The sequence below is a fragment of the Pluralibacter gergoviae ATCC 33028 = NBRC 105706 genome (assembly GCF_001598855.1).
Taxonomy (GTDB): domain Bacteria; phylum Pseudomonadota; class Gammaproteobacteria; order Enterobacterales; family Enterobacteriaceae; genus Pluralibacter; species Pluralibacter gergoviae.
In genome coordinates, this window is sequence record NZ_BCZS01000016.1 from 102,075 (window position 1) to 128,768 (window position 26,694).

A 26,694-nucleotide genomic window follows, 5' to 3' on the forward strand; every position below is an offset into this window, starting at 1 on the left:
CCCTCCCGATCTCTATTTCTCTCTCTAAGCGTAGCTGTATAAACTCTGACCATAAGCACTTTATATGGACTACCTTTGTATCAAATTGTTTTCCTGTCGCCCCCGCGGCAGCGGGTCAGGCCAGGCAACGATCCGCGCCTGATTCGGGAAGTAAAATCGTCGCAGTGTGAAAAGATGGCATTGAAGCGCGAGCGATGATGCCGGCAACACATAACATTTATTAATTTGTTGATCTGACCCGGCCTTACGACTGTTTCAATCCCTGCGGATGCGTTATCTTTTACTTACCGACTGTTTCACAGTTGTAAGGAGAGCCTGTATGGCGAAGTATCAAAATATGCTGGTAGCCATCGATCCCAACCAGGACGATCAGCCCGCGCTGCGGCGTGCGGTCTATCTGCATCAGCGGATCGGCGGCACTATTAAGGCATTTTTGCCTATCTATGATTTTTCGTACGAAATGACCACCCTGCTGTCGCCGGATGAACGCACCGCGATGCGTCAGGGCGTCATCAGCCAAAGAACCGCGTGGATCCGCGAGCAGGCCAAATACTATCTGGAAGCCGGGGTGCCGATTGATATCAAGGTGGTCTGGCACAACCGCCCCTACGAAGCGATTATTCAGGAAGTGATAAGCGGCGGCCACGATCTGCTGCTGAAGATGGCCCACCAGCACGATAAGCTGGAAGCGGTTATCTTTACGCCGACCGACTGGCACCTGCTGCGCAAATGCCCCTGCCCGGTGTGGATGGTTAAAGACCAGCCGTGGCCGGAGGGCGGTAAGGCGCTGGTGGCGGTTAACCTCGCCAGCGAAGAGGAGTACCACAACCTGCTTAATGAGAAGCTGGTGCGTGAAACCATCGACCTGGCGGAGCAGATTAACCACACGGAAGTTCATCTGGTGGGCGCCTATCCGGTAACGCCTATTAATATCGCCATCGAACTGCCGGACTTCGATCCCAGCGTTTACAACGACGCTATTCGCGGTCAGCATCTGCTGGCGATGAAGGCCCTGCGGCAGAAATTCAGTATTTCGGAATCGATGACCCACGTGCAGAAAGGGCTGCCGGAAGAGGTGATCCCGGATATTGCCGAACATCTGCAGGCGGGGATCGTCGTGCTCGGCACCGTTGGCCGCACCGGGCTGTCGGCGGCGTTTCTCGGCAATACCGCCGAGCAGGTGATCGATCACCTGCGCTGCGATCTGCTGGCGCTGAAGCCCGAATCGTACCAGACGCCGGTTGAGCTCGACGACGACGAAGACGACTAGTGCTCAGGCAGGAAAAAGCCCGGCGAGGTGTTCCCTCGCCGGGCTTTTTTACGCAAATTTCTCAATCAGTGGATACCGAGACGCCGGGCGTGATCGATCTCTTCTTTCAGCTCCAGCGAGGAGAGAGACATCAGATCGGCAAATTCCAGCGCCAGCTGCTTAACGCGCTTCAGGTACTGGGCAGGCGTAAGGGAAACTGACTCGCGACGCAGGTATTCAACGGCCAGCTGTACAGGTGTTAATTCGGTATCCATAACTTCCTCATTTACGTTTGAAAACCCGTAAAGTATAGCAGTCTTTGCTGGGTGCTTTTTGACCAAAAGCAACGGCGCGGTGAAATTTTACGCTTTTTTTTGCATAAAATGCCGCCCCCCTACTTCCTCCGCAGGCCGCGGACGGCGGGGCTTTACACTGCTTACAGCTAATCAAATAATGCGAAATTATTTATTAACAATTGCGCTAAGCATTTTAACAGATCTATCATAGCGTCAATTCACCAAATGGTTCACCCATGGTGTAAATACCCCCACAAAAAAGTAAAACTCAGCAAATCTACGCGTTTAAAACAAAATTGATGACTCATCTGGTTAACAACCGGAGCTGGACCCTCTTAAGGAGAAACAAATGAAAACAGGCAGTGTGCCGCGCGGAATACCCCGTATTCTGCAGTGGCTTCTGGTCATACTGATGGCGATTATCGGTCTGGCCGTCGGCGGACTCGGATTCAAGCTGGCAAGCGTCGGCGGCAGCTGGTACTTCGCCATCATGGGGATTGTGATGGTGATTGCTGCCATTATGATCGGACGCAGCCGCCGGAGCGGCATTGTGCTGTACGGAGCAGCCTTTATCGTTTCGATTATCTGGGCCATCAGCGACGCCGGGCTTGATTTCTGGCCCCTGTTTTCGCGGCTCTTTACCTTCGGCGTTCTGGCGCTGCTCTCCGCCGTAGTCTGGCCTTATCTTGCTGCCGGCCAGCCGGGACGCAAAGGGCCTGCCTTTGGCGTCGCGGCGGTACTGGCCGTGCTGCTGCTGGTAAGCTTCGGCTGGATGTTTAAGCCGCAGACGCTGGTAAGCGCCAGCGAGCCGGTGCCGGTCAAGCCCGTGGCCCCCGGCAGCGAGCAGAAAAACTGGGAGCACTGGGGTAACACCACCCACGGCGACCGCTTCGCCGCCCTCGACCAGATTAATAAGCAGAACGTGAACCAGCTGCAGGTAGCCTGGACCGCCCACACCGGCGATATTCCGCAGAGCAACGGCTCCGGTGCGGAAGACCAGAACACTCCGCTGCAGGTTGGCGATACGCTGTTTGTCTGCACGCCGTACAGCAAGGTGCTGGCCCTCGATGTCGATACCGGCAAAGAGAAGTGGCGCTACGATCCGAAGGCCAGCGCCCCTAACTGGCAGCGCTGCCGCGGACTCGGCTACTTTGAGGACACCCAGGCCGCTGCCGCGCCTGCGCAGGATTCATCGCCCGCCGCCTGCCCTCGCCGCCTGTTCCTGCCGACTATCGACGCGCGCCTGATCGCCATTAACGCCGATACCGGTAAAACCTGCGAAGGCTTTGGCAATAACGGCGTTGTCGATCTCAGCGTCGGCATGGGCGAGATCAAGCCCGGCTATTATCAGCAGACCTCCACGCCGCTGGTGGCGGGGAATGTCGTGGTGGTTGGCGGCCGCGTAGCGGACAACTTCTCAACCGGCGAACCGCCGGGCGTGGTGCGCGCCTTTGACGTCCACACCGGTAAACTGGCGTGGGCCTGGGATCCGGGCAATCCGCAGATGACCGGCGAGCCGCCGGCGGGACAAACCTACACCCGCGGCACCCCGAACGTCTGGTCGGCCATGTCCTATGACGCGAAGCTGAATCTCATCTATCTGCCAACCGGTAACGCGACGCCGGATTTCTGGGGCGGGGAACGCACGCCGCAGGACGATAAGTACAGTTCATCTATCGTCGCCGTGGATGCCGCGACCGGCCAGGTACGCTGGCACTTCCAGACAACGCACCACGATCTGTGGGACTTCGACCTGCCGTCGCAGCCGCTGCTGTACGATCTCCCTGACGGCAAAGGCGGCACCACGCCGGTGCTGGTGCAGACCTCCAAGCAGGGCATGATCTTTATGCTCAACCGCAAAACCGGCCAGCCGGTAGCGAAGGTCGAAGAACGCCCGGTTCCTGCGGGCAATGCCGAAGGCGAGCGCTACTCACCGACCCAGCCTTACTCCGTCGGTATGCCGATGATCGGTAACCAGACGCTGACCGAATCGGATATGTGGGGCGCCACGCCGGTGGACCTGCTGCTGTGCCGCATCCAGTTTAAAGAGATGCGTCATCAGGGCATCTTCACCCCGCCGGGTCTCGATCGCTCCCTGCAGTTCCCCGGCTCGCTGGGCGGTATGAACTGGGGCAGCGTCTCTGTCGATCCGAACAACAGCCTGATGTTCGTCAACGATATGCGCCTCGGCCTCGCCAACTACATGGTGCCCCGCGCCCACGTGGCGAAAAATGCCAGCGGTATTGAGATGGGGATCGTGCCGATGGACGGCACGCCGTTCGGCGCCATGCGCGAGCGCTTCCTGTCGCCGCTGGGCATTCCGTGTCAGAAACCGCCGTTCGGCACCATGTCGGCAGTGGATCTGAAATCCGGGAAGCTGGTGTGGCAGGTACCGGTTGGTACGGTTGAAGATACCGGCCCGCTGGGGATCCGTATGCATATGCCAATCCCGATCGGTATGCCGACGCTGGGCGCGTCGCTGTCAACGCAGTCCGGTCTGCTGTTCTTCGCCGGCACCCAGGATTTCTACCTGCGCGCCTTCGATACGGCAAACGGTAAGGAGATCTGGAAGTCCCGCCTGCCGGTGGGCAGCCAGTCCGGCCCGATGACCTACGTGTCGCCGAAAACCGGCAAGCAGTACATCATCATCAACGCCGGGGGCGCCCGTCAGTCGCCGGATCGCGGCGATTACATTATCGCCTACGCGCTGCCGGATAAGCAGTAGACATCAACAAGGGGCCCGCGGGCCCCTTTCTTATTTCTCGTTAAAACGTTTCCCAGCCGCCGTCCTGCGCCAGCACCGCTTTTGCGGGCGATGAAACAGGATCGGGCTGCGGCCGCGCCTGACGCTGCTGCAGGCGAAAAGCGCCCACGGCGCCGGTTAAGGCCGCGGCCTGCGCCTCAAGCGATGCCGCAGCGGCGGCGGCCTCTTCAACCAGCGAGGCGTTCTGCTGGGTGACGTTATCCATTTCGGTCACCGCCTGGCTCACCTGCACGATACCGCGGCTTTGCTCATCCGAGGCGGCGGCGATCTCCAGCATAATGGCGCTGACGCGTCCGACGGCGGCGACAATCTCGCTCATGGTGCCCCCCGCCGCGCTGACCTCTTTTGACCCGCGCTCGATAAGGCCCACCGACTCGCCGATAAGCCCTTCAATCTCTTTGGCCGCCTGGGCGCTGCGGCTGGCAAGATTGCGCACTTCGCTGGCGACCACGGCAAAGCCGCGACCCTGCTCGCCGGCCCGCGCCGCTTCAACCGCGGCGTTAAGGGCCAGGATATTGGTCTGGAACGCGATGCTGTTGATCACTGCGGTGATTTCAGAAATTTTTCGCGAACTGTCGCTGATGTTGCCCATGGTGGCGACTACGCCCGCGACCATGTCACCGCCGTGCGTTGCCTTGCCGGAGGCATCTTTCGCCAGGGCGCTGGCGCGGTGCGCATTATCGGCGTTCTGCTTCACGGTTGCGGTCAGCTGCTCCATGCTCGCCGCGGTCTCTTCAATCGCGGCGGCCTGCTGTTCGGTGCGGGAAGAGAGATCGCTGTTGCCGGCGGAGATCTCGCCGGTACCGCGAAAAATTTCATCCGCCCCCTGGCGCACCGCTTCGACGGTCGCCGCCAGCGCGCCCTGCATATTCTGCAGCCCGCGGCTGAGCCTGCCGATTTCGCTGCGTCCGGTGGGCTCTTCGGCCAGGGTCAGGTTGCCGTCGCCAATCTGTTCGATGCGGGCCAGCGCGCGCCGCAGCGGCGCGATCACCACCGTGCGCAGTGCAAAGAACGTCAGGAGGCTCATGGCTGCCGCCATCACAAAGGCGGCAACCATAATGCCGATACCGAACTGGGTGCGCCGGTGCCCGCTGTTGGTCAGCTCACGGGCGCGATCGCTGCGGCTCTCAACCACTTTGTTCAGCTCGGCGGTATAGGCGTCATCCAGCTGGCGGGCGTGCTCATTTTCGTGGTTAATGATCGCCTCAAACATGCCGTTTTTAGCATATTTCATCATCGGCTTCAGGCCGTCGATGTAGGCCTGAAAGCGGGCCGTTATCTGCGCATCCAGCGCCTCATCCGCCGGGGTTTTTACCGCCCGCCCGATATAGCGCTGAAAGCCCTGGCGGGCAAGATTTATCTGCTGCTCAGCGTCGGCGATATTGCGCTTCATATCGTCCATTTCGGCAATGCGGCTGGCGGCGCCGGCGTGGATCATGTTGATACGGGCGGAGCGCAGAAGGTTCGCGCTGTCCGATAGCCCGGACTGAACCGCGAGCTCTTCCGTCATGCTGCGCTGGCCGGTATCCGCCTGCAGCAGAAAGTAGCTCGCCAGTCCGGCGCTGAGCGCAAACAGTAGCAGAATACCGCCGAGAATAGCGGAGAACAGCGGCACCAGGCGAATGTGGTGCAGAAAAAACAGGCTTTGCGGATGTGGCTTTGTGGCTCTGATATCCATAACGATCGACTCTCCGGGTAAGAGGCGTAGTGAGACGCCCATAAGAGAGTCATCGGCAGGCGCTGCGGATTGCTTACGCTTAAAAGCGCAACATCGGTCACATTTCAGAGAGAAAACCGAAGGGCCGGCGACAGCGCGCCGGCCGGGGAATTACTGTGCGCCGAAGTGAATAACGGTGCGGATGGATTTGCCCTGATGCATCAGCTCGAAAGCCTCGTTGATCTGGTCCAGCGGCATGCGGTGGGTGATGAACGGATCGAGATTAATCTTCCCGGCCATCGCATCTTCAACCATGCCCGGCAGCTGGGTGCGCCCCTTCACGCCGCCGAACGCGGAGCCGCGCCATACGCGCCCGGTCACCAGCTGGAACGGACGGGTGCTGATCTCCTGCCCTGCCCCGGCGACGCCGATGATCACGCTCTCGCCCCAGCCCTTATGGCAGCACTCGAGCGCGGCGCGCATCACATTCACATTACCGATGCACTCAAAGCTGAAGTCAACGCCGCCGTCGGTCATTTCAACGATAACGTCCTGGACCGGCTTGTCGTACTCTTTCGGGTTGATGAAGTCGGTGGCGCCCATTTCGCCGGCCAGTTTGAATTTTTCCGGGTTGGTATCAATCGCGATAATACGCCCGGCCTTCGCCTGGACCGCGCCCTGAATGGCCGCCAGGCCAATGCCGCCGAGACCGAAAATGGCCACGGTATCGCCCTCTTTGACCTTCGCGGTGTTATGCACCGCGCCGATGCCGGTGGTCACGCCGCAGCCCAGCAGGCAGACTTTATCCAGCGGCGCCTGCGGGTTGACCTTCGCCAGCGAGATTTCGGCCACCACGGTATATTCGCTGAAGGTGCTGGTACCCATGTAGTGATAAATCGGCTCGCCGTTATAGGAGAAGCGGGTGGTGCCGTCCGGCATCAGCCCCTTGCCCTGAGTGGCGCGCACGGCCTGGCAGAGGTTGGTCTTGCCGGACTTACAAAATTTGCACTCCCGACATTCGGCGGTGTAGAGCGGAATAACGTGATCGCCCGGCTTAAGGCTGGTAACGCCCTCGCCCACTTCCACCACGATGCCGCCGCCTTCGTGGCCCAGCACCGCCGGGAAAACGCCTTCCGGATCATCGCCGGAAAGAGTAAAGGCATCGGTGTGGCACACCCCGGTGTGGGTAATTTTTACCAGCACTTCCCCTTTCTTCGGCGGCGCGACGTCGATCTCAACAATTTTTAGCGGCTGGCCGGGGCCAAACGCAACTGCGGCACGTGATTTCATAGTTGCTCTCTTCTTCCTCGGGTGTCGGTTATTTTAGATACGATTTTAGCAGCTGGTCGACATCAGCCATACGCAGCGCGCGCTGCTCCTGGGTAGTCTCGCCGGTGACCAGCTCATCTTTGAGATGCATGGCGAGCAGTTCGCCCATCAGGCCGTTGGCGGCCCCGCGAATGGCGGCGATCTGCTGCAATATGGTCAGGCACGGCTCGCCGGCGTCCAGCGCCCGCTCAAGGGCGCCAACCTGGCCTTTGATCCGGCGAACGCGGGTCAGCGCTTTTTTCTTATCAGCAGGTGAATGCGGCATGGGCAGGCTCCGATATAGTATAGGGGGGTATACTATAGCAATCTTATGCAGAACAAAAGCCCCGGACCGGACCGAACGGAAATGGGCTTGTATTTGTCAGACGATAAGCCGGTTCCGGCCCGGAGAGTATTTGCCTGACAGATTCAGGCATGAAGAGAAGAGTGCCGCGGCGGGCCGTCTTTGCAGAGGGCTATTTCAGCGCATGTGCAAAGCTATATTTCAAACGCGATGCCGGCGCCAATAATAATTAATACCAGCGCGGCAATCGCCACGTAGACGGCATCCCGCTCACGGGCGAAGATCAGCAGCATCACCAGGACGCGCAGAACCGGTAAAAGGATCAGCACGGCAACGCCCGCCCTCACGAGATCGTACCCTTTTACTGTAAAATGGAATATTACCGGCGCAGAACCAGCCGTATTTAATATCATACCCATCGCAATAAGCGCGCACGCAACGAGCGTTCCGTACCACAGCAGACCCGCGATGATTTGATTGCGCCTGGCGGCGTTCTCTGTCTGAATTTTCAAAGGCTCGCTCCGGGTAAATGAATATCAAGGGCGCTGAAAAGCATTTGCCCTGCCAGCAGCAGCAAAATAATCACAAAAAATAGGCGCAATTTATCGGCTGGCAGCCACATCAACAGCCGGGCGCCGATAAGCGCCCCGAGAACGGAGCCAAGCGCGACCGGCCCGGCGACGCCGACATCAATATCACCGCGCACAAAATAGGCCGCCGCGCTTGCGGCTGCCGTTACGCCGATCATGAAATTAGACGTGGCGGTGGAAACTTTAATCGGCAGGCGTAAGGCGGAATCCATCGCCGGTATTTTCAGTACGCCGGAGCCGATGCCCAATAGCGCGGAAATGAGTCCGGCGCCGTACATTAAAAACATGCCAAGCGGAACGTGCCCGACCTGATAGGCAATCGCTTTCCCGGAATGGCGATCGGTAAAGCTGGAATGCAGGCGCAGGGTCGTCGCCAGACTTCTGTCATGCGGGGCATCTGCCGCAGCGACCTCGCGGCGGCGGGCGAGCATTTGCTGAGCCGAAACGGCGAGAATAAGAGCAAACAGGCCATACAGAGCCGACGTTGAAACCGTGCCAATCAGAAAAACGCCGGTTAGCGCCCCCAGCGTCGTGGCCGTTTCAAGGACAATAGCGAGGCGAATATTGGCCAGCCCGCCGCGTAAAAATGGCGCAGCGCTTGCGCAGGAGCAGGCGATAACCGATACGAGGCTCGCCCCGATTGCTGCATGAATATTGAAGCCGAACAGTAATGTCAAAATCGGCACAATGAAAATGCCGCTCGCCATACCCAGTACGCCGCCGAGCGCGCTTGCGGCAAATGCTGCGATGAACAACCAGTATATTTCCGTCACTGAGCCTTCTGTAACCTCATTTCACGATCGGATGCAAATGTTATGGATAATCCGGGAGCGGCGCCACGGCGACTCCCGATACTGAGACAAATCAGGACTGAAGTGAAGCAAGCCGTGCGGCAAAGCCGACGAATACCAGACCTATCAGGCTGTTGCCAAGCTTAACCAGATTTTTGCGGCTGCCGACAAAGCGGGTGACCAGCGAGCCGGAGACGATCAGGAAGCTGAGGTAGATAAAGCTGACGAGCTCAAGCGTCACCGCGAGGATCAGAAATGCCAGCCCCGGCGTGGCGGACTTCACGTCGATGAACTGCACGAAGAAAGAGACGTAAAACAGAATCGCCTTCGGGTTGGTCAGGCTCAGCGTCAGGGCGCGCCTGAGAATTTTACTGCCCTGCTCCGCGCCGTGGGCGTGCTGGCCGCCCTGCTGTCTGATGACCGACCAGAGCATTTTCACGCCCAGATAGAACAGATACATTGCGCCGAGATAGCGGACGAGGTTAAACAGCACCGGCGTGGTCTTAATCAGCGTGGCGACACCGGCGTAGGAGAGAAACATCAGCACCGCATCGCCGACGAAAACACCAAACGCCGCCAGGTAGCCCATGCGGATGCCGTGCGCCGCGCCGGTTTTCAGTACAAAGAAGGTATTCGGTCCGGGAACCAGAATGATAAAGATGGCCCCTAACAGATAGGTCCAGTAGTTCAGCACGCCAACATCAGCAAACACCCGTCGTCCCTCACAGACAGAAGAAAATGTGTGACGATCATAACAAAAAAAGCCGCCCCGCTTTAAGCGAAGACGGCTTTATTTTTTGCTGTTATTTAGAGTGCTTTCAGAATGGCATCCACGCTGGCTTTCGCATCGCCGAACAACATCTGGGTGTTGTCCTTAAAGAACAGCGGATTCTGCACCCCGGCGTAGCCGGTGTTCATCGAACGCTTAAAGACCACCACGTTCTGCGCTTTCCACACTTCCAGCACCGGCATACCGGCGATGGGGCTCTTCGGATCGTCCTGCGCCGCCGGGTTAACGGTGTCGTTGGCGCCGATCACCAGCACGGTGTCGGTATCGGCAAAGTCGTCGTTGATTTCGTCCATTTCCAGCACGATATCGTAGGGGACTTTTGCCTCCGCCAGCAGCACGTTCATGTGGCCCGGCAGACGACCGGCCACCGGATGGATGCCGAAGCGCACCTTGACGCCGCGCGCGCGCAGCTTCTCGGTAATCTCGGCCACCGGATACTGCGCCTGGGCAACCGCCATGCCGTAGCCCGGGGTGATGATCACCGACTGCGAGTTTTTCAGCAGCTCGGCGGTCTCTTCGGCACTGATTTCCCGATGCTCGCCCACTTCCGCCTCGTCGCCCGTGGACGAACCGTCGGTGCCGAAGCCGCCGGCAATGACGCTGATAAAGGAGCGGTTCATCGCCTTACACATGATGTAGGAGAGGATGGCGCCGGACGAGCCCACCAGCGCGCCGGTGACGATCAGCAGGTCGTTGCTGAGCATAAAGCCCGCCGCCGCCGCCGCCCAGCCGGAGTAGGAGTTGAGCATCGAAACCACCACCGGCATGTCGGCACCGCCGATGGAAGCCACCAGGTGCCAGCCGAAGGCCAGCGCAATAACGGTCATCACCAGCAGGGCGAATCCCTGCATCCCGACGCTGTCGGTGCGCACGAACAGAATAAGCAGCAGGAAAGAGACCACCAGCGCCGCCAGGTTCAGCTTGTGGCGGTTCGGCAGCATCAGCGGTTTTGAGGACATCTTGCCGCACAGCTTGCCGAAGGCGACGATTGAGCCGGTAAAGGTGACCGCGCCGATGAAGATGCCAATAAAGACCTCGGTGAGGTGGATATTGACCAGAATCGGGGCCATGCCCGGCTGGTGATCGAGGTAGCTGTTGAAGCCCACCAGCACCGCCGCAAGGCCGACGAAGCTGTGCAGAACCGCCACCAGCTCCGGCATCTCCGTCATTTCCACCCGCTTCGCCAGGCGAATGCCGATGGCGCCGCCGATAACCATTGCCACGATTATCCAGCCGACGCTGCCGGTATCCGGCCCGAGTATGGTGGCGATCAGCGCGATCGCCATCCCGGCGATGCCGAAGTAGTTGCCCTGCTGCGATGTTTCATGTTTCGACAGCCCGGCCAGGCTGAAAATAAACAGGACTGCGGCAACAATATAGGCTGCTGTAACTAATCCTCCAGACATTGTGTTACCCCTTATCCTTTACGAAACATTTTCAGCATGCGCTGAGTGACGGTGAAGCCACCGAAGATGTTAATGCTGGCGATCAGCACGGCGATAAAACTGAAGAAGCTGACCCAACCGCCGTGGCCTATCTGCAGCAGCGCGCCGACCACGATGATGCCGGAAATCGCGTTGGTGACCGACATCAGCGGCGTATGCAGAGCGTGAGAGACGTTCCACACCACGTAGTAGCCCACCACGCAGGCGAGCGCGAAAACGGTAAAGTGGCCGAGGAACTCTTTCGGCGCCACGCTTGCCAGCCAGCCGAAGAGGATAATCGCCAGCGCCATCAGGGCATATTTACGCCACGGCGATTTGGGCGCTTCTGGCTCAACCGGCGCAGGTGCAGCCTTTTGCGCGGGCTTCGTCTGGGCAGAAACCTGAATCGGCGGCGCCGGCCAGGTGACCTCGCCGTCGCGGATCACGGTAACACCGCGCACCACCACATCGTCAAAATCAATGGTAATGTTGCCGTCTTTCTCTTTGCACAGCAGCTTGAGCAGGTTTACCAGGTTGGTGCCGTACAGCTGCGAGGACTGAGTCGGCAGCCGGGCGGCAAGATCGGTATAGCCGATAATTTTCACGCCGTTGGCGGTGGTAAAGACCTCGCCCGGTACGGTGTACTCGCAGTTGCCGCCGTTCTGCGCCGCCAGATCCACGATCACGCTGCCCGGCTTCATTGAATCGACCATTTCGCGGGTAATCAGCTTCGGCGCCGGTTTGCCCGGAATCAGCGCGGTGGTGACGATAATGTCCACTTCTTTGGCCTGGGCGGCGAACAGCGCCATTTCGGCCTTAATAAAGGCCTCGGACATCACTTTCGCGTAGCCGTCGCCGCTGCCCGCCTCTTCTTCAAAATCCAGCTCGAGGAATTCGGCGCCCATGCTCTGCACCTGCTCTTTTACTTCCGGGCGGGTATCGAAGGCGCGCACGATGGCGCCGAGGCTGTTGGCTGCGCCGATGGCGGCCAGACCCGCAACGCCTGCGCCGATCACCATCACGGTCGCGGGGGGCACTTTACCGGCGGCGGTGATCTGCCCGGTAAAGAAGCGGCCAAATTCATGGGCGGCCTCAACGATGGCGCGGTAGCCTGCGATGTTGGCCATCGAGCTGAGGGCGTCCAGCGACTGGGCACGGGAAATGCGCGGCACTGAATCCATCGCCATAACGTTGACGCCGCGGGCCGCCAGCTTGCTCATCAGCTCCGGATTCTGGGCGGGCCAGATAAAGCTGATAAGCGTGGTGCCCGGCTGCAGCAGCGCAATTTCAGCGTCCGTCGGGGCATTCACTTTGAAAATAATGTCGGATTGCCAGATGGCGTCCTTATCTATGACTTCCGCACCGGCGTCGATAAAGGCGCCGTCGTCAAAGCTCGCCAGCTTACCGGCGCCGCTTTCCACGGCAACGCTGAAGCCAAGTTTACGCAGCTGCTCCACCGTTTTCGGCGTGGCGGCGACGCGCGTCTCCAGGGCGAGAGTCTCTTTTGGTACCGCAATACGCATAGTATTCCCTTCCATCGGATTGTATTGATGGGTTATTAAGTGTTCGGATTTTTGCCCTCAGGCAAAGGCTGAAGATCCATTAAAATGAAACAATCACACACGTTCTATAACCTACTGAAAATAATCGCTGTGATCTACCGCCAGAAAACGGCAATTATGAATTATCAGGGAAAAAGCAGTTTCCCCCCGATCAGTCAGCAATATTTACCTGAAAACGCCCCCTCGCCCCGATAATTCGCTTAAGCGAAGCGGTAAAAGACGATCATTAACCCCCGCCCGGAAAGCGCTTTAACATTAAGTTAACTTATAAAATCGATAACAATTATCGCTTCTACTGGTCAAAACGGCTTTTTATAAACATATTGGTAAAAACTACTAATAGTCGTTAACAAACCGTTGAAGGATGTGAAAAATGACGCAGACAGTGACGCTGATTAAATGCAATAATCATTGACGTTTTAGTCACTAACACTACCAGTATCTGGTTTGCGCAAGGCGAAGGATAATTTTTATGAAGCTTAAGTACACTCTCCTGGCGTCGGCTCTCCTCTCTGTAGCGGCATTCAACGCCAGCGCAGCGACCGAGCTAACGCCGGAGCAGGCGGCAGCCCTCAAGCCATATGACCGCGTTTATATCACCGGCCGTTTCAATGCTATTAGTGATGCCGTGTCGGCAATGTCCCGCCGTGCGGATAAAGACGGCGCGGCGTCTTTTTTTGTGGTGGATACCTCAGACGTTGGCAACAGCGGTAACTGGCGCGTCACGGCCGATCTCTACAAAGCCGACGCGCCGAAGGCCGCGGCCCCCCAGAATCGCGTGATTGAAGGCGTCATGGAGCTGCCGAAAGAGCAGGCAGTGACGCTTGAGCCGTTCGATACCGTTACGGTACAGGGCTTCTACCCTAACCAGCCGGCGGTCAATACCGCTATCGCCAAGGCGGCGAAGGCGAAAGGCGCGGCCTCTTTCTTTATCGTGCGCCAGATTGACGCCAACAACGGCGGCAACCAGCGCATCACCGCGTTTATCTATAAAGCGGACGCTAAAAAACGCCTGGTGCAGAGCCCGGACGCCATCCCCGCCGACTCGCAGGCGGGCCGCGTAGCGCTGGCGAAAGGCGGCGAGGCGGCGAAGAAAGTGGAGATCCCGGGCGTCGCGTCTGCGGCAACCGTGGGCTCCAGCACCGGCGTCGGCCGCTTCTTTGAGACGCAGTCCTCTAAAGGCGGGCGTTACAGTGTCACGCTTCCGGACGGCACCAAAGTGGAAGAGCTGAACAAAGCCGCCGCCGCGCAGATGATCCCGTTTGATAGCGTCAAGTTTACCGGCAACTACGGCAACATGACCGAAATCTCCTATCAGGTTGCCAAGCGCGCAGCGAAAAAAGGCGCCAAGTACTACCACATTACCCGCCAGTGGCAGGAAAACGGCGGCAACATCACCATCAGCGCCGATCTCTACAAATAAGCTATACTGACTCAGCAAGGCAGCCACGGCTGCCTTTTTTTATTTTTTTATCACTTCCCGCATTGCATGCCAGCCACACTCTCCGTAGAATCCCGCGCCTTAGTGCAATCGTTCATTTTTATGCGGTTTAGCCAAATAAATATTCTTGTTTCGTTCCGCTTACAACAGGATAACAATGGAAAAGAGACTCGGCCTTAGCGCTTTGACTGCGCTGGTTCTTAGTTCAATGCTCGGCGCGGGCGTGTTCAGCCTGCCGCAAAATATGGCCGCCGTCGCCAGCCCCTCGGCGCTGCTGATCGGCTGGGCCATCACCGGGGTCGGCATTCTGTTTCTGGCCTGCGCCATGCTGCTGCTGACCCGCATTCGTCCGGAGCTGGACGGCGGGATCTTTTCTTACGCCCGCGAGGGCTTTGGCGAGCTGGTGGGCTTCTGTTCGGCGTGGGGCTACTGGCTGTGCGCGGTGATCGCCAACGTCTCTTACCTGGTTATCGTCTTTTCTGCCCTGAGCTTCTTTACCGATACGCCCGCCCTGCGCCTGTTTGGCAACGGCAATACCTGGCAGGCGATTGTCGGCGCCTCGGTGCTGCTGTGGGTGGTGCATTTCCTGGTGCTGCGCGGCGTACAGACGGCGGCGAGCATCAACCTGGTGGCGACGCTTGCCAAGCTGCTGCCGCTGGGGGCGTTTATCGTGCTGGCGGCGATGGCCTTTCGCAGCGACGTGTTTCGCCTTGATTTCAGCGGCGCCGCCCTCGGCGTGCCGGTGTGGGAGCAGGTTAAGAACACCATGCTTATTACGCTGTGGGTGTTTATCGGCGTTGAAGGCGCGGTGGTGGTCTCCGCCCGCGCCCGCCACAAGAAGGACGTTGGCCGCGCCACGCTGCTGGCGGTGCTGGCCGCACTCGGCGTCTATCTTCTGGTGACGCTGCTGTCGCTGGGGGTCGTGGCCCGCCCGGAGCTGGCGACGATGCGCAATCCGTCGATGGCGGGCCTGATGGTTGAAATGATGGGCCCGTGGGGCGAGGTGATTATCGCCGCCGGACTGATTGTCTCCGTCTGCGGCGCTTACCTGAGCTGGACCATTATGGCAGCGGAAGTGCCGTGGCTGGCGGCCACCCATAAGGCGTTCCCGCGCATTTTTGCCCGTCAGAATGCCAACGGCGCGCCCTCCTCTTCCCTGTGGCTGACCAATATCAGCGTTCAGGTCTGTCTGGTGCTTATCTGGCTCACCGGCTCAGATTACGGTACGCTGCTGACCATTGCCTCAGAGATGATCCTCGTCCCCTATCTGCTGGTGGGCGCTTTTCTGCTGAAGACCGCAAAATCGCCGCTGCACAAATTTGTTGGTGTCGGCGCGTGCGCATATGGCCTGTGGCTGCTCTACGCCTCGGGTCCGATGCATTTGCTGCTCTCGGTGGTGCTGTACGCTCCCGGTCTGCTGGTGTTTCTGTACGCCCGCAGCACTCATCAGCACGAGCAGAAGCTCGCCCGGCGGGAGGTGGTGCTGATTGGCTTTTTACTGATTGCCGCCGTGCCGGCAACGTGGATGTTAGTGGGGTAACGGCCCGTTCCCCACGGCGAAATAAAAGGAGCGTAACGTGGGGAAAAATCAGCAGCGTCCCATTCTTATTACCGGCGCAGGCCGCCGCATCGGCCTCGCCCTCGCCCGGCATTTCCTGAACCAGCAGCAGCCCGTCATCGTCAGCTACCGCACCCGCTATGCGTCGGTTGACGAACTGGAAGCAGCAGGCGCAACCTGCATTGCCGCTGATTTCTCAACGCCTGCGGGCGTGGAGGCCTTTGCTGAACAGGTCAAAGCGCGCGCCAGCGGCCTGCGGGCGGTGCTGCACAACGCCAGCGCCTGGGTCCCGGAAAAACCCGGCGCGGTACTGGCGGAGGTGATGCAGCAGATGATGCAGATCCACGTCACCGCGCCCTACCTGCTCAATCACGCCCTTGAGCCGCTGCTGCGCGGCCACGGCCACGCCGCCGCCGATATTATTCACTTTACCGACTACGTGGTGGAGTGCGGGAGCGACAAGCATATCGCCTATGCCGCCAGCAAGGCGGCGCTGGACAATATGACCCGCTCATTCGCCCGTAAACTGGCCCCGGAAGTGAAGGTCAACGCCATCGCCCCGGCGCTGATTATGTTTAACGAGGGCGACGATGCGGAGTACCGCCAGAAGGCGCTCAACAAGTCGCTGATGAAAATCGCCCCTGGCGAACGGGAGATAATCGAGGCCGTGGAGTACCTGCTCGGCAGCCGCTACGTCACCGGGCGTAGTCTGGGCGTCGACGGCGGCAGGCCGCTGCGCTAGTGGAAGCGGCCCCAGAGCAAAATCAGCAGCCAGGCGCTGAGGCCCCAGCAGGCCACCGCCCCGCCCAGCGCCAGGGGCAGCCGCAGGAAGCCGGTGAAGTACCAGAGCGACAGCAGGTAGAGAAAATAGGGAATAATCGACCACATGCCGAAGACGATAGTGGTGCGCAGCGCCTCGGTGCCGCGTTCGCTGGCCACGATATAGTGGGCAATCAGGGCAAAAGTCGGGAAAAGCGGGATCAGTCCGGCAATATAGTAATTTCTGGTCTTCGCCAGAATACCAATCAGTACCACCACCAGCGCGCCGAGGGCGGCCTTAATCAATAACGCCATTTTTTAGCCTGAATGAGAGTGTTAACGAAAAAGCAGGATAGCGGAAGTTACATTGTTTATGAAAGATTAATGGCAGCCCCCCGTCCGGCGGTGTATTTTAGCTTTTTTTGCTGTGCGCTCAGACTATGAATAAGATTGTATTTGTTGAAGACGAGCCCGAAGTCGGCTCGCTGATTGCCGCCTACCTCGGCAGGCACGATATGGACGTCATCGTTGAACCTCGCGGCGACCGCGCCGAAGAGGTGGTGATGCGGGAAAATCCGGATCTGGTGCTGCTGGACATTATGCTGCCCGGCAAAGACGGTATGACCCTGTGCCGCGATCTGCGCAGCCAGTGGCAGGGACCCATCGTCCTGCTCACCTCCCTCGACAGCGACATGAACCACATTCTGGCGCTCGAAATGGGCGCCAGCGACTATATTCTGAAAACCACGCCGCCCGCGGTGCTGCTGGCCCGCCTGCGGCTGCACCTGCGCCAGCACGTCGCCCGCGCTGACGCCCCGGCGCCCGCCGCCGGCCTGACGCCGCACAAGGCCCTGCGCTTCGGCACCCTGACCATCGATCCGGCTAATCGCCAGGTGCTGCTCAGCGGCGACCCGGTTGCCCTGTCCACCGCCGACTTCGATCTGCTGTGGGAGCTGGCAACCCACGCCGGGCAGATCATGGACCGCGACGCGCTGCTGAAAAATCTGCGCGGCGTCAGCTACGACGGAATGGACCGCAGCGTTGATGTGGCGGTCTCAAGATTGCGTAAAAAGCTGCTCGACAGCGCCACCGAACCCTACCGGATCAAAACCGTGCGCAATAAGGGCTATCTGTTTGCGCCCCACGCCTGGGAAAGCTGATTTGCCGCACATTCGGGAGCCGGGATGAAAAAGTTATTCGTGCAGTTCTATCTGCTGCTGTTCGTCTGTTTTCTGGTGATGACCATGCTGGTCGGGCTGGTCTATAAATTCACCGCCGAGCGCGCGGGCAGGCAGTCGCTTGACGATCTGATGAAAAGCTCGCTCTACCTGATGCGCAGCGAGCTGCGCGAAATTCCGCCCCGGGACTGGAACAAGACGCTTAAAGAGCTGGATTTAAACCTGTCGTTCGATCTGCGCATTGAGCCGCTGAATAAGTTTCAGCTGCCGGATGCCTCCATGCAGCACCTGCGCGCCGGGGATATTGTCGCCCTGGACGACCAGTACACGTTTATTCAGCGCATTCCCCGCAGCCACTACGTGCTGGCGGTCGGCCCGGTGCCCTACCTTTACTACCTTCACGAAATGCGGCTGCTCGATATGGCGCTGATTGCGTTTATCGCCGTCTCGCTGGCTTTTCCGGTCTTCATCTGGATGCGCCCCCACTGGCAGGAGATGCTGCGCATCGAGACCGCCGCCCAGCGCTTCGGCGAAGGGCACCTTGCCGAGCGGATCCACTTCGACGATATGTCGAGCTTTGCCCGCCTCGGCGCCACCTTCAACCAGATGGCGGACAATATCAATACGCTCATCGCCAGCAAAAAGCAGCTGATTGACGGCATCGCCCACGAGCTGCGCACGCCGCTGGTGCGCCTGCGCTACCGGCTGGCGATGAGCGACAACCTGACCGAAGCCGAATCACAGGCGCTGAACCGCGATATCGGCCAGCTGGAGGCGCTGATTGAGGAGTTGCTGACCTACGCCCGCCTCGACCGGCCGCAAAACGAGCTGCAGCTGACGCAGCCGGATCTGCCGGGCTGGATAGCCGCCCACGTCGAGGATATCCAGAGCGTTAATCCCCAGCGCGAAGTGACCCTGGCGCAAGCCGCGAGCGGCGATTACGGCGCGCTCGATATGCGGCTAATGGAGCGGGTGCTGGATAATCTGGTCAACAACGCCATGCGCTACAGCAGCGAAAAGGTCCAGGTCAGCCTGACCCAGCGCGGCGGCCGGGCGACGCTAACCGTAGACGACGACGGGCCGGGCATCGCCCCCGAGGCCCGGGAGCAGGTGTTCGAACCCTTCGTACGCCTCGATCCGAGCCGCGACCGCGCCACCGGCGGCTGCGGGCTGGGTCTGGCGATTGTGCACTCCATCGCCCAGGCGATGTCCGGCGAGGTGGCGTGCGATGCCAGTTCGCTGGGCGGGGCGCGGTTTAGCTTTAGCTGGCCGGTGAATGGGGCGTCTGTGGCGTCAGTGGCTTAAACGCATTGTTCGGGCGTTTGCGCCGCTTTCTGCCGGGCGGCGCTGCGCTTGCCCGGCCTGCACTCCCGGCGGAGTCTGAGTCATGCGTAGGCCCGCGCAAGCGAAGCGCCGCCGGGCGCTACCACCGCGCATAACCGCCCTGCTCAGCCCCTTGCACAACGCCAGACCGTGCCCTATAGTTAGTCTCAATAAGTATGTTGTAACTAATGAGATTACAATGGCAGATTACGACCTGATAGACCGCCTTACCTCAACCTTTCGCCAGATGGAGCAGGCCTTGCTTGAGCTGGAACCGCTGCTGACCGCCCCGCGCCTGCTGGCGGCAAGGGTGTTTTCCCTGCCGGAGGTGAGCAAAACCGACGAGCACGCCGAGCTGGCGTCAATTAACGTTACCCAGCACCTCGGCCAGACGGCGCTGGAGATGGCTCTGAGCCACTTCCGCCACCTGTTTATCCAGCAGCAGTCGGAGAACCGCAGCAGCAAGGCGGCGGTGCGCCTGCCCGGCGTCATTTGCCTGCACGCCGACGGACGGCAGCTGGCCGCCATTGAGGATAAGGTGATGGCGATCAACCGCCTGAAGGCCGCCTTTGAACAGATCGTGACCGTCGAGTCCGGGCTGCCTTCGGCGGCGCGCTTCGAGTGGGTGCACCACCATCTTCCGGGGCTGATCACCCTCAGCGCCTACCGCAGCCTGACGCTGCTGCGCGATCCGGCCACCGTGCGCTTCGGCTGGGCCAACAAGCACATTATCAAGAACCTGACCCGCGACGAGGTGCTGGCGATGCTGGAGAAGAGCCTCAAGTCGCCCAGGGCGGTGCCGCCGTTCAGCCGCGAACAGTGGCAGGCAAAGCTTGAGCGGGAGTATCAGGATATTGCTGCCTTGCCGCAGCAGGCGAAGCTAAAAATTAAGCGGCCGGTGAAGGTCCAGCCGATCGCGCGGGTGTGGTACGCGGGCAACCAGAAGCAGGTGCAGTACGCCTGCCCCGGCCCGCTTATCGCGCTCATGACCGGTAGCAAGGGGGTTAGCGTACCGGATATCGGAGAACTGCTGAACTACGATGCCGATAACGTCCGGCACCGCTATAAACCCGAGGCGCAGCCGCTGCGGGAGATGATCCCCCGGCTGCATTTATATCTCGCCAGCGAGTGATCGCGGATCTCGCCGGCGAGTAAGCAACTGGCCCGCTAGCGATTCACTTTCATGCTGCCGACCATATCTTCCGGCCGCACCCAGGCGTCGAACTCGGCTTCAGTCAGGTAGCCGAGCTTGAGGGCAGAGGCCTTGAGGGTCAGCCCCTCCTTGTGCGCCTGCTTGGCGATTTGCGCCGCCTTGTCGTAGCCGATGTGGGTATTGAGCGCGGTCACCAGCATCAGGGACTCGTTGAGCAGCCGATCGATGCGCTCCCGGTTCGGCTCTATGCCCACCGCGCAGTGCTCGTTAAAGCTCTCCATGCCGTCCGCCAGCAGGCGCACCGACTGCAGGAAGTTGTGGATCACCATCGGGCGGAAGACGTTCAGCTCGAAGTTGCCCGACGCGCCGCCCATGTTAATCGCCACGTCGTTGCCCAGTACCTGGCAGCAGAGCATAGTCATCGCCTCGCACTGGGTCGGGTTCACCTTGCCCGGCATGATCGAACTGCCCGGCTCGTTTTCCGGAATGCTGATTTCGCCGATGCCGCAGCGCGGCCCGGAGGCCAGCCAGCGCACGTCGTTGGCGATCTTCATCAGCGATGCCGCCAGCCCCTTCAGCGCCCCGTGGGCGTGGACCAGCGCATCGCAGGTCGCCAGCGCTTCGAACTTGTTCGGCGCGGTGACAAACGGCTGCCTGGTGATGGCCGCCAGCTCATCGGCCACGCGCTTAGCGTACTCAGGATGCGTGTTGAGGCCGGTGCCCACCGCCGTGCCGCCCAGGGCCAGCTCGCTCAGGTGCGGCAGCGCGTGCTCGATGTGCTTGAGGTTGTGCTCCAGCATCGCCACCCAGCCGGAGATCTCCTGACCGAGCGTCAGGGGTGTGGCGTCCTGCAGGTGGGTGCGGCCGATTTTGACGATATCGGCAAAGGCGCGGGACTTGTCGCTGAGGGTCTTTTTCAGCACGTTGAGCTGGGGCAGCAGCTGTTCGCGCACGGCAATCACCGCCGCGACGTGCATCGCCGTGGGGAAAACGTCGTTGGAGCTCTGGCTCTTGTTAACGTCGTCGTTAGGGTGAACGAGGCGCTCCATTCCGCGCGCGCCGCCGAGTAGCTCGCTGGCGCGGTTGGCCAGCACTTCGTTCATGTTCATGTTGCTCTGGGTGCCGGAGCCGGTCTGCCAGATGGCCAGCGGAAACTCGTCCGGATGCTTGCCCGCCAGCACTTCGTCGGCCGCGGCCACGATGGCGCCGGCTTTGTCCGCCGACAGCAGTTTCAGGTCCTGGTTCACCTTCGCCGCCGCCCGCTTGGTCAGCGCCAGGGCGGCAATCAGCGCCGTCGGCATTTTCTCCGTCGAGATGCGAAAATGCTCCAGCGACCGCTGGGTCTGGGCGCCCCAGAGCTTGTCTGCCGGGACGTCAATGGCGCCCATCGAATCGTTTTCACTGCGCATACTGGTCATTACTTTCTCCTTGAACATTGAAGTTAGCGACATTGCTCAGGTGCCGGCCAGGATTAAGAGCCTATTCCATTAGGCTAATTTACTTGCCATTTAAGCGCCGGGCAGTGCTCGAACAAAATCCGCCGGATTTTGAACGCCCTTCAGGGCGGCCCGAAGGGTGAGCGCAGCGAATAATCCTCACGTACCGCAGTACGCTCCGGTTTCTCCGCGCTGGCTGACGCTAAACTGGCTGCGACATAAATGCCTACTGGAATAGGCTCTAAGTATTGTTCTTTTTCACCATCTCATATGGCGCTTTGTGCGCTCTTCAAGGCCCGGCGCTGATACCGCCGGGCATTACTGCTTACTTCACGCAGGCCGAACACTGCCCGGCCTGAATCTGCTGGAAGAAGTCGTTGCCTTTGTCATCCACGAGGATAAACGCCGGGAAGTCTTCAACCTCGATTTTCCAGATAGCCTCCATGCCCAGCTCCGGGTACTCCACCAGCTCGAGCTGGCGAATGCTGCCCTGGGCCAGAACCGCCGCCGGGCCGCCGATGCTGCCCAGATAGAAGCCGCCGTGCTTATGGCAGGCGTCCGTCACTTGCTGGCTGCGGTTGCCCTTCGCCAGCATGATCATGCTGCCGCCTTCAGACTGCAGCTGATCGACGTAGGAGTCCATGCGCCCGGCGGTGGTCGGCCCCAGCGATCCCGACGCGTAGCCTTCCGGCGTTTTGGCCGGCCCGGCGTAGTAGATCGGGTGATCTTTAACGTACTGCGGCAGTCCCTCGCCGCTGTCCATCCGCTCTTTGAGTTTGGCGTGGGCAATGTCGCGGGCGACGATAATGGTGCCGTTGAGCGACAGGCGCGTGGAGACCGGGTACTCGGAGAGCTGAGCGAGGATCTCTTTCATCGGCCGGTTGAGGTCGATGCGCACCGCTTCGCCCTCGCCCGCATTGCGCAGCGCTTCCGGAATGTATTTGCCCGGATTGTGCTCCAGCTTCTCCAGCCAGATGCCGTCGCGGTTGATCTTGCCCTTGATGTTGCGGTCCGCCGAGCAGGAGACGCCCATGCCCACCGGGCAGGAGGCGCCGTGGCGCGGCAGGCGGATCACGCGCACGTCGTGGGCGAAGTACTTGCCGCCGAACTGCGCGCCGAGCCCGAGGTTGCGGGCCTCTTCCAGCAGTTCGCGTTCGAGGTTTACGTCGCGAAACGCCTGCCCGTGCTCGTTGCCCTCGGTGGGCAGGCCGTCGTAATACTTGGTGGAAGCCAGCTTAACGGTTTTCAGCGTCGCTTCCGCCGAGGTGCCGCCGATCACGAAGGCGATATGGTACGGCGGGCAGGCGGCGGTGCCCAGGGTGCGCATCTTCTCCACCAGGTAGTTTTTCAGCTTCGCCGGCGTAATCAGCGCCTTGGTTTCCTGGTACAGGTAGGTTTTGTTCGCCGAACCGCCGCCCTTGGCGATGCACAGAAACTTATACTCATCGCCGTCCACGCTGTAGAGATCGATCTGCGCCGGCAGGTTGGTGCCGGTATTGACCTCTTTGTACATGTCCAGCGGCGCGTTCTGCGAGTAGCGCAGGTTATCTTCAGCGTAGGTTTCATACACCCCGCGCGCCAGCGCGGCTTCGTCGCCGCCGCCGGTCCAGACGTTCTGGCCTTTTTTACCCATGATGATCGCGGTGCCGGTGTCCTGGCAGGTCGGCAGAATGCCCTTCGCGGCGATATCGGAGTTGCGCAGGAACTGCAGCGCCACGTACTTGTCGTTTTCGCTGGCCTCGGGGTCGTTGAGAATATCCGCTACCTGCTGCTGGTGCGCCGGGCGCAGCATAAAGGAGGCATCGTGGAAGGCGTGCTTCGCCAGCAGGGTCAGGGCCTGGGGATCGACTTTGAGGATCTGCTGGCCGTCGAATTCGGCGACGGAGACGTGTTCTTTACTGAGGAGGTAGTACTCGGTGTCATCCTTTTTCAGCGGAAAAGGATCCTGATAGACAAAGGGTTTGTTCGACATTGTTCTCTCACTTACAGCGTTGACTAATTGTATTCACGGCCACTTTCACTGTGACCTGTTAAAAGCGAGTCGACTTATCCTACACAATTTTTTAACAAAAACTGAGACTGGGACGACTTTTTCCTTGAGAAGGTTACTTCCCGGCGGATTCTTGGTTTAATAAGCGCAGATAAAATCTGGTGTATACAGGGTCTTATAATGAAAAAGCTCATCAACTCAGTACAAAACTACGCCTGGGGCAGCAAAACCGCCCTGACCGACCTCTACGGCATCGCCAATCCGGAGAATAAACCGATGGCCGAGCTGTGGATGGGCGCACATCCGAAAAGCAGCTCTAAGGTACTGGACGCCGACGGCCAGCCGCGCCCGCTGCGCGAGGTGATTGACGCCGATAAAGCCGCGCTGCTCGGCGACAAGGTTGCCGCCCGCTTCGGTGAATTGCCCTTCCTGTTCAAAGTGCTGTGCGCCGATAACCCGCTGTCGATTCAGGTGCACCCGAACAAGAAAGCGTCAGAAATCGGCTTTGCCAAAGAGAACGCCGCTGGCATTCCGCTGGACGCCGCCGAGCGCAACTACAAAGATCCGAACCACAAGCCGGAGCTGGTCTTCGCCCTGACGCCGTTCCTGGCGATGAACGCCTTCCGCGAGTTCAGCGACATTGCCGCGCTGATGCAGCCGGTGGCCGACGCCCATCCGGCGATTGGCCAGTTCCTGCAGACGCCGGATGCCGGTACGCTGAGCGCGCTGTTTGCCGGGCTGCTCAATATGCAGGGTGAAGAGAAAGCCCGCGCGCTGGCTATCCTCAACGCCGCGCTGGAAAGTCAGCGCGGCGAACCGTGGGACACCATTCGCTTTATCGCTACTTTCTACCCGGACGACAGCGGCCTGTTCTCGCCGCTGCTGCTTAACGTGGTGAAGCTTAACCCCGGCGAGGCGATGTTCCTGTTTGCCGAAACCCCGCACGCCTATCTGCAGGGCGTGGCGCTGGAGGTGATGGCCAACTCCGACAACGTGCTGCGCGCCGGCCTGACGCCGAAATATATCGATATTCCGGAGCTGGTCGCCAACGTGAAGTTTGTGCCAAAACCTGCGGCCGAACTGCTGACCCAACCGCAGCAGCACGGCAGCGAGCTGGACTTCCCGATCCCGGTGGACGACTTTGCTTTTGCCCTGCATGAGCTCACCGCCGACGCCCGTGAAGTGGCGCAGCAGAGCGCCGCTATCCTGTTCTGCGTCGACGGCGAAGCGACGATCCGCAAGGGCGAAGAGACGCTGACGCTCAATCCCGGCGAGTCCGCCTTCATCGCTGCCAATGAGTCGCCGGTTGCGCTGAGCGGTACCGGCCGCGTGGCGCGCGTCTTCAATAAGCTGTAAGCGCCGCTGGCGTTTTAAATCAGGCTTGTTAAGCTGTTACGCAGCCTGACACCCCACGGGCGGATGATTCCGCCCGTTTTTATTTAGGGATAATCGAGATGAAAAAGACGCTGGTAGCAGCAGGAATAATCGTAGCCCTCGGCGCCGTGTGGACCGGCGGGGCCTGGTACACCGGAAAGCAGATTGAAAAACGGCTGGCGGATATCATCGCCCAGGCCAATGCCGGGCTGGCGCAGGATGCCTCCGGGGCGGGTCTGCAGATCGCCTGGCAGAACTATCAGCGCGGCGTGTTCAGCAGCCACCTGCAGATAGTGGCAAAACCCGCGGACGGCGCAGAAAACAGCTGGCTCAAGCCGGGGCAGTCGGTGGTGCTGAATGAAACCGTCTATCACGGCCCCTTCCCGCTGAAGAAATTCAGCCTGATCCCCGCGATGGCGGTGGTCGACTCTACGCTTGAGAAGAGCGACTTGAGCAAGCAGCTTTTCGCCCTGGCTAAGGACAAATCGCCGTTTGAGATAACCACCCGCATCGGCTACTCCGGCGCCACCAGCTCAGATATTCTGCTCAACCCGCTGAGCTATGAGAGCGGCGACGATAAGATTGCCTTCAGCGGCGGTGAATTTACGCTGGATGCCGATAAAGACGGCAACGCCCTGTCGCTCTCCGGCGGCGCCAAAGACGGTCTGCTCAACGTGGTCAACGAATACGGACAGAAGGTCCAGTTCACCTTTAATAACCTGAAGGCGGACGGCGAAAGCACGCTGACCAGCTTCGACGAGCGCATCGGCAGCCAGAAGCTGACGCTGGATAAGCTGGCGGTGGCGATTGAGGGCAAAGAGTTGGCGGTGCTCGACAATATGGCCCTCGACGGTAAAGCCGATTTGTCGAAAGACGGCAAAACCATCAATAGCAGTCTCGACTACACCCTGGAGAGTCTTAAGCTGCAGGGCACCGACATGGGCAGCGGCAAGCTGGCGCTGAAGGTGAATAACATCGACGGCGAAGGCTGGCATAAATTCAGCCAGCAGTACAACGGCCAGGTGCAGGCCCTGCTCAACCAGCCGGAAATTATGCAGAACCCCGAGCTGTACCAGCAGGCGGTCACCGATGCGTTCTTCAACGCCCTGCCGCTGGTGATGAAGGGCGAGCCGGTCATCACTATCGCACCGCTGAGCTGGAAAAATGCGAAAGGGGAATCAACCTTCAACCTGAACTTGGCCCTGAAAGACCCAACCCAGGCGGCGCCGGCGCAGACCATCGCCGGAGAAGTGGACAGCAGCGTGAAGTCGCTGGACAGCAAGCTGACCATTCCGATTGAGATGGCCACCGAGCTGATGACCCAGGTCGCACGCATCGAAGGCTATCAGCAGGCCGACGCGGCCAAGCTCGCCGACCAGCAGGTGAAGGGTCTGGCGGCGATGGGACAGATGTTCCGCATTACTACCGTGCAGGACAACAGCATCCAGACCAGCCTGCAGTACGCCAGCGGTCAGGTGACGCTCAACGGTCAGAAGATGCCGCTGGAGCAGTTTGTCGGCATGTTTGGCGTACCGGATCTGCTAACTCCGGCGCCGGTCCAGCCGCAGGCCGCGCCGGTGGTGCCGCAGCCTGCGCCAACGGTGCCGCCAATGGCGCCGGTTCAGCCGTAATAATATTTCCCGGCAGCGGCGCTGCCGGGAGCGATCCCTCCCTTATTCCGGATAAATACGGGTAAAAAAGCACGCTTTTTACCCGGATATTTTATTGCGCCTCTGTCCGCAGCCTT

22 protein-coding genes are annotated in these 26,694 nt (G+C 59.9%); 10 read left to right on the forward strand and 12 right to left on the reverse strand.

All coding sequences use genetic code 11. The features are described from left to right. The first annotated feature begins 319 nt into the window (after nucleotides 1–319). Nucleotides 320–1,270 (forward strand): universal stress protein UspE, encoded by a 951-nt coding sequence (gene uspE, locus ENGE1_RS16550; protein WP_043083758.1) that lies wholly within the window; start codon nucleotides 320–322, stop codon nucleotides 1,268–1,270. A 65-nt stretch (nucleotides 1,271–1,335) separates the two neighbouring features. Here the strand turns inward: uspE and ENGE1_RS16555 are convergent, their stop codons facing one another. After that, nucleotides 1,336–1,524, reverse strand: coding sequence for a YdiH family protein (locus ENGE1_RS16555; protein ID WP_043083757.1), 189 nt, complete (start codon nucleotides 1,522–1,524; stop codon nucleotides 1,336–1,338). Between the two features lie 370 nt (nucleotides 1,525–1,894). Between ENGE1_RS16555 and ENGE1_RS16560 the strand changes: the two genes are divergently transcribed. Further along, on the forward strand, nucleotides 1,895–4,270 hold the full coding sequence (locus ENGE1_RS16560; RefSeq protein ID WP_048254224.1) for a glucose/quinate/shikimate family membrane-bound PQQ-dependent dehydrogenase: 2,376 nt from the start codon (nucleotides 1,895–1,897) through the stop codon (nucleotides 4,268–4,270). A gap of 40 nt (nucleotides 4,271–4,310) precedes the next feature. Here ENGE1_RS16560 and ENGE1_RS16565 read toward each other — a convergent pair whose 3' ends face one another. The 8 genes from ENGE1_RS16565 to pntA form a co-directional block, all read right to left on the reverse strand. Next, nucleotides 4,311–5,987 carry a methyl-accepting chemotaxis protein gene (locus ENGE1_RS16565; RefSeq protein ID WP_048254223.1) on the reverse strand — a complete coding sequence of 559 codons (1,677 nt, stop codon included), beginning with the start codon at nucleotides 5,985–5,987 and terminating at the stop codon, nucleotides 4,311–4,313. A 150-nt stretch (nucleotides 5,988–6,137) separates the two neighbouring features. Beyond that, on the reverse strand, nucleotides 6,138–7,256 hold the full coding sequence (locus ENGE1_RS16570; RefSeq protein ID WP_043083755.1) for an S-(hydroxymethyl)glutathione dehydrogenase/class III alcohol dehydrogenase: 1,119 nt from the start codon (nucleotides 7,254–7,256) through the stop codon (nucleotides 6,138–6,140). Nucleotides 7,257–7,284: 28 nt separating this feature from the next. Beyond that, the gene (locus tag ENGE1_RS16575; protein ID WP_048254221.1) at nucleotides 7,285–7,560 is read right to left on the reverse strand and encodes a metal/formaldehyde-sensitive transcriptional repressor; all 276 of its coding nucleotides are present in this window, start codon (nucleotides 7,558–7,560) and stop codon (nucleotides 7,285–7,287) included. Nucleotides 7,561–7,772: 212 nt separating this feature from the next. Then, nucleotides 7,773–8,090, reverse strand: coding sequence for a DUF1634 domain-containing protein (locus ENGE1_RS16580; RefSeq protein ID WP_048254220.1), 318 nt, complete (start codon nucleotides 8,088–8,090; stop codon nucleotides 7,773–7,775). Continuing rightward, the gene (locus ENGE1_RS16585) at nucleotides 8,087–8,941 is read right to left on the reverse strand and encodes a sulfite exporter TauE/SafE family protein (RefSeq protein WP_048254218.1); all 855 of its coding nucleotides are present in this window, start codon (nucleotides 8,939–8,941) and stop codon (nucleotides 8,087–8,089) included. The genes ENGE1_RS16580 and ENGE1_RS16585 overlap by 4 nt, the downstream gene beginning before the upstream one ends. 91 nt (nucleotides 8,942–9,032) lie before the next feature. After that, a complete protein-coding gene (gene leuE, locus ENGE1_RS16590) occupies nucleotides 9,033–9,671 on the reverse strand; it encodes a leucine efflux protein LeuE (protein ID WP_048254217.1) in 639 nt (212 codons plus the stop codon). 95 nt (nucleotides 9,672–9,766) lie between these two features. Next, on the reverse strand, nucleotides 9,767–11,155 hold the full coding sequence (gene pntB / locus ENGE1_RS16595; RefSeq protein WP_043083750.1) for a Re/Si-specific NAD(P)(+) transhydrogenase subunit beta: 1,389 nt from the start codon (nucleotides 11,153–11,155) through the stop codon (nucleotides 9,767–9,769). 11 nt (nucleotides 11,156–11,166) lie between these two features. Then, nucleotides 11,167–12,696 carry a Re/Si-specific NAD(P)(+) transhydrogenase subunit alpha gene (gene pntA / locus ENGE1_RS16600; RefSeq protein WP_045290866.1) on the reverse strand — a complete coding sequence of 510 codons (1,530 nt, stop codon included), beginning with the start codon at nucleotides 12,694–12,696 and terminating at the stop codon, nucleotides 11,167–11,169. A 511-nt stretch (nucleotides 12,697–13,207) separates the two neighbouring features. On the opposite strand from pntA, the gene ydgH reads away from it, so the two are divergent. The 3 genes from ydgH to folM all read left to right on the forward strand — a co-directional run bounded on the left by ydgH (nucleotide 13,208) and on the right by folM (nucleotide 16,476). Further along, nucleotides 13,208–14,158, forward strand: a complete 951-nt coding sequence (gene ydgH / locus ENGE1_RS16605; RefSeq protein WP_048254215.1) for a DUF1471 family protein YdgH — start codon at nucleotides 13,208–13,210, stop codon at nucleotides 14,156–14,158. A gap of 175 nt (nucleotides 14,159–14,333) precedes the next feature. Then, complete coding sequence (locus ENGE1_RS16610) at nucleotides 14,334–15,716, forward strand: amino acid permease (protein WP_048254213.1); 1,383 nt, start codon at nucleotides 14,334–14,336, stop codon at nucleotides 15,714–15,716. Between the two features lie 37 nt (nucleotides 15,717–15,753). Next, nucleotides 15,754–16,476, forward strand: a complete 723-nt coding sequence (gene folM / locus ENGE1_RS16615; RefSeq protein ID WP_048254211.1) for a dihydromonapterin reductase — start codon at nucleotides 15,754–15,756, stop codon at nucleotides 16,474–16,476. Here folM and ENGE1_RS16620 read toward each other — a convergent pair. After that, nucleotides 16,473–16,808, reverse strand: coding sequence for a GlpM family protein (locus tag ENGE1_RS16620; protein WP_043083745.1), 336 nt, complete (start codon nucleotides 16,806–16,808; stop codon nucleotides 16,473–16,475). The two genes, folM and ENGE1_RS16620, sit on opposite strands and share 4 nt — an antisense overlap. 125 nt (nucleotides 16,809–16,933) lie before the next feature. Between ENGE1_RS16620 and rstA the strand changes: the two genes are divergently transcribed. The 3 genes from rstA (at nucleotide 16,934) to tus (ending at nucleotide 20,126) form a co-directional block, all read left to right on the forward strand. Then, nucleotides 16,934–17,653 (forward strand): two-component system response regulator RstA, encoded by a 720-nt coding sequence (gene rstA / locus ENGE1_RS16625; RefSeq protein ID WP_045290872.1) that lies wholly within the window; start codon nucleotides 16,934–16,936, stop codon nucleotides 17,651–17,653. A 24-nt stretch (nucleotides 17,654–17,677) separates the two neighbouring features. Next, a complete protein-coding gene (gene rstB, locus ENGE1_RS16630; RefSeq protein ID WP_045290873.1) occupies nucleotides 17,678–18,976 on the forward strand; it encodes a two-component system sensor histidine kinase RstB in 1,299 nt (432 codons plus the stop codon). A 217-nt stretch (nucleotides 18,977–19,193) separates the two neighbouring features. Next, on the forward strand, nucleotides 19,194–20,126 hold the full coding sequence (tus, locus tag ENGE1_RS16635; RefSeq protein ID WP_048254209.1) for a DNA replication terminus site-binding protein: 933 nt from the start codon (nucleotides 19,194–19,196) through the stop codon (nucleotides 20,124–20,126). A gap of 35 nt (nucleotides 20,127–20,161) precedes the next feature. On the opposite strand, the gene fumC is transcribed toward tus, so the two are convergent. Further along, on the reverse strand, nucleotides 20,162–21,565 hold the full coding sequence (fumC, locus tag ENGE1_RS16640) for a class II fumarate hydratase (protein WP_048254207.1): 1,404 nt from the start codon (nucleotides 21,563–21,565) through the stop codon (nucleotides 20,162–20,164). A 343-nt stretch (nucleotides 21,566–21,908) separates the two neighbouring features. Beyond that, the gene (gene fumA / locus ENGE1_RS16645) at nucleotides 21,909–23,555 is read right to left on the reverse strand and encodes a class I fumarate hydratase FumA (RefSeq protein ID WP_045290878.1); all 1,647 of its coding nucleotides are present in this window, start codon (nucleotides 23,553–23,555) and stop codon (nucleotides 21,909–21,911) included. Nucleotides 23,556–23,753: 198 nt separating this feature from the next. Between fumA and manA the strand changes: the two genes are divergently transcribed. Next, complete coding sequence (gene manA, locus ENGE1_RS16650; RefSeq protein WP_048254206.1) at nucleotides 23,754–24,929, forward strand: mannose-6-phosphate isomerase; 1,176 nt, start codon at nucleotides 23,754–23,756, stop codon at nucleotides 24,927–24,929. A gap of 98 nt (nucleotides 24,930–25,027) precedes the next feature. Beyond that, the gene (locus ENGE1_RS16655) at nucleotides 25,028–26,578 is read left to right on the forward strand and encodes a YdgA family protein (RefSeq protein WP_048254205.1); all 1,551 of its coding nucleotides are present in this window, start codon (nucleotides 25,028–25,030) and stop codon (nucleotides 26,576–26,578) included. Nucleotides 26,579–26,694: the final 116 nt, after the last annotated feature.

Bases quoted from the DNA above. Each gene is read 5' to 3' on its own strand.
- uspE (WP_043083758.1), top strand. From the start codon at position 320: ATGGCGAAGTATCAAAATATGCTGGTAGCCATCGATCCCAACCAGGAC.
- ENGE1_RS16555 (WP_043083757.1), bottom strand. From the start codon at position 1,524: ATGGATACCGAATTAACACCTGTACAGCTGGCCGTTGAATACCTGCGT.
- ENGE1_RS16560 (WP_048254224.1), top strand. From the start codon at position 1,895: ATGAAAACAGGCAGTGTGCCGCGCGGAATACCCCGTATTCTGCAGTGG.
- ENGE1_RS16565 (WP_048254223.1), bottom strand. From the start codon at position 5,987: ATGGATATCAGAGCCACAAAGCCACATCCGCAAAGCCTGTTTTTTCTG.
- ENGE1_RS16570 (WP_043083755.1), bottom strand. From the start codon at position 7,256: ATGAAATCACGTGCCGCAGTTGCGTTTGGCCCCGGCCAGCCGCTAAAA.
- ENGE1_RS16575 (WP_048254221.1), bottom strand. From the start codon at position 7,560: ATGCCGCATTCACCTGCTGATAAGAAAAAAGCGCTGACCCGCGTTCGC.
- pntB (WP_043083750.1), bottom strand. From the start codon at position 11,155: ATGTCTGGAGGATTAGTTACAGCAGCCTATATTGTTGCCGCAGTCCTG.
- pntA (WP_045290866.1), bottom strand. From the start codon at position 12,696: ATGCGTATTGCGGTACCAAAAGAGACTCTCGCCCTGGAGACGCGCGTC.
- ydgH (WP_048254215.1), top strand. From the start codon at position 13,208: ATGAAGCTTAAGTACACTCTCCTGGCGTCGGCTCTCCTCTCTGTAGCG.
- ENGE1_RS16610 (WP_048254213.1), top strand. From the start codon at position 14,334: ATGGAAAAGAGACTCGGCCTTAGCGCTTTGACTGCGCTGGTTCTTAGT.
- ENGE1_RS16620 (WP_043083745.1), bottom strand. From the start codon at position 16,808: ATGGCGTTATTGATTAAGGCCGCCCTCGGCGCGCTGGTGGTGGTACTG.
- rstA (WP_045290872.1), top strand. From the start codon at position 16,934: ATGAATAAGATTGTATTTGTTGAAGACGAGCCCGAAGTCGGCTCGCTG.
- rstB (WP_045290873.1), top strand. From the start codon at position 17,678: ATGAAAAAGTTATTCGTGCAGTTCTATCTGCTGCTGTTCGTCTGTTTT.
- tus (WP_048254209.1), top strand. From the start codon at position 19,194: ATGGCAGATTACGACCTGATAGACCGCCTTACCTCAACCTTTCGCCAG.
- fumC (WP_048254207.1), bottom strand. From the start codon at position 21,565: ATGACCAGTATGCGCAGTGAAAACGATTCGATGGGCGCCATTGACGTC.
- fumA (WP_045290878.1), bottom strand. From the start codon at position 23,555: ATGTCGAACAAACCCTTTGTCTATCAGGATCCTTTTCCGCTGAAAAAG.
- manA (WP_048254206.1), top strand. From the start codon at position 23,754: ATGAAAAAGCTCATCAACTCAGTACAAAACTACGCCTGGGGCAGCAAA.
- ENGE1_RS16655 (WP_048254205.1), top strand. From the start codon at position 25,028: ATGAAAAAGACGCTGGTAGCAGCAGGAATAATCGTAGCCCTCGGCGCC.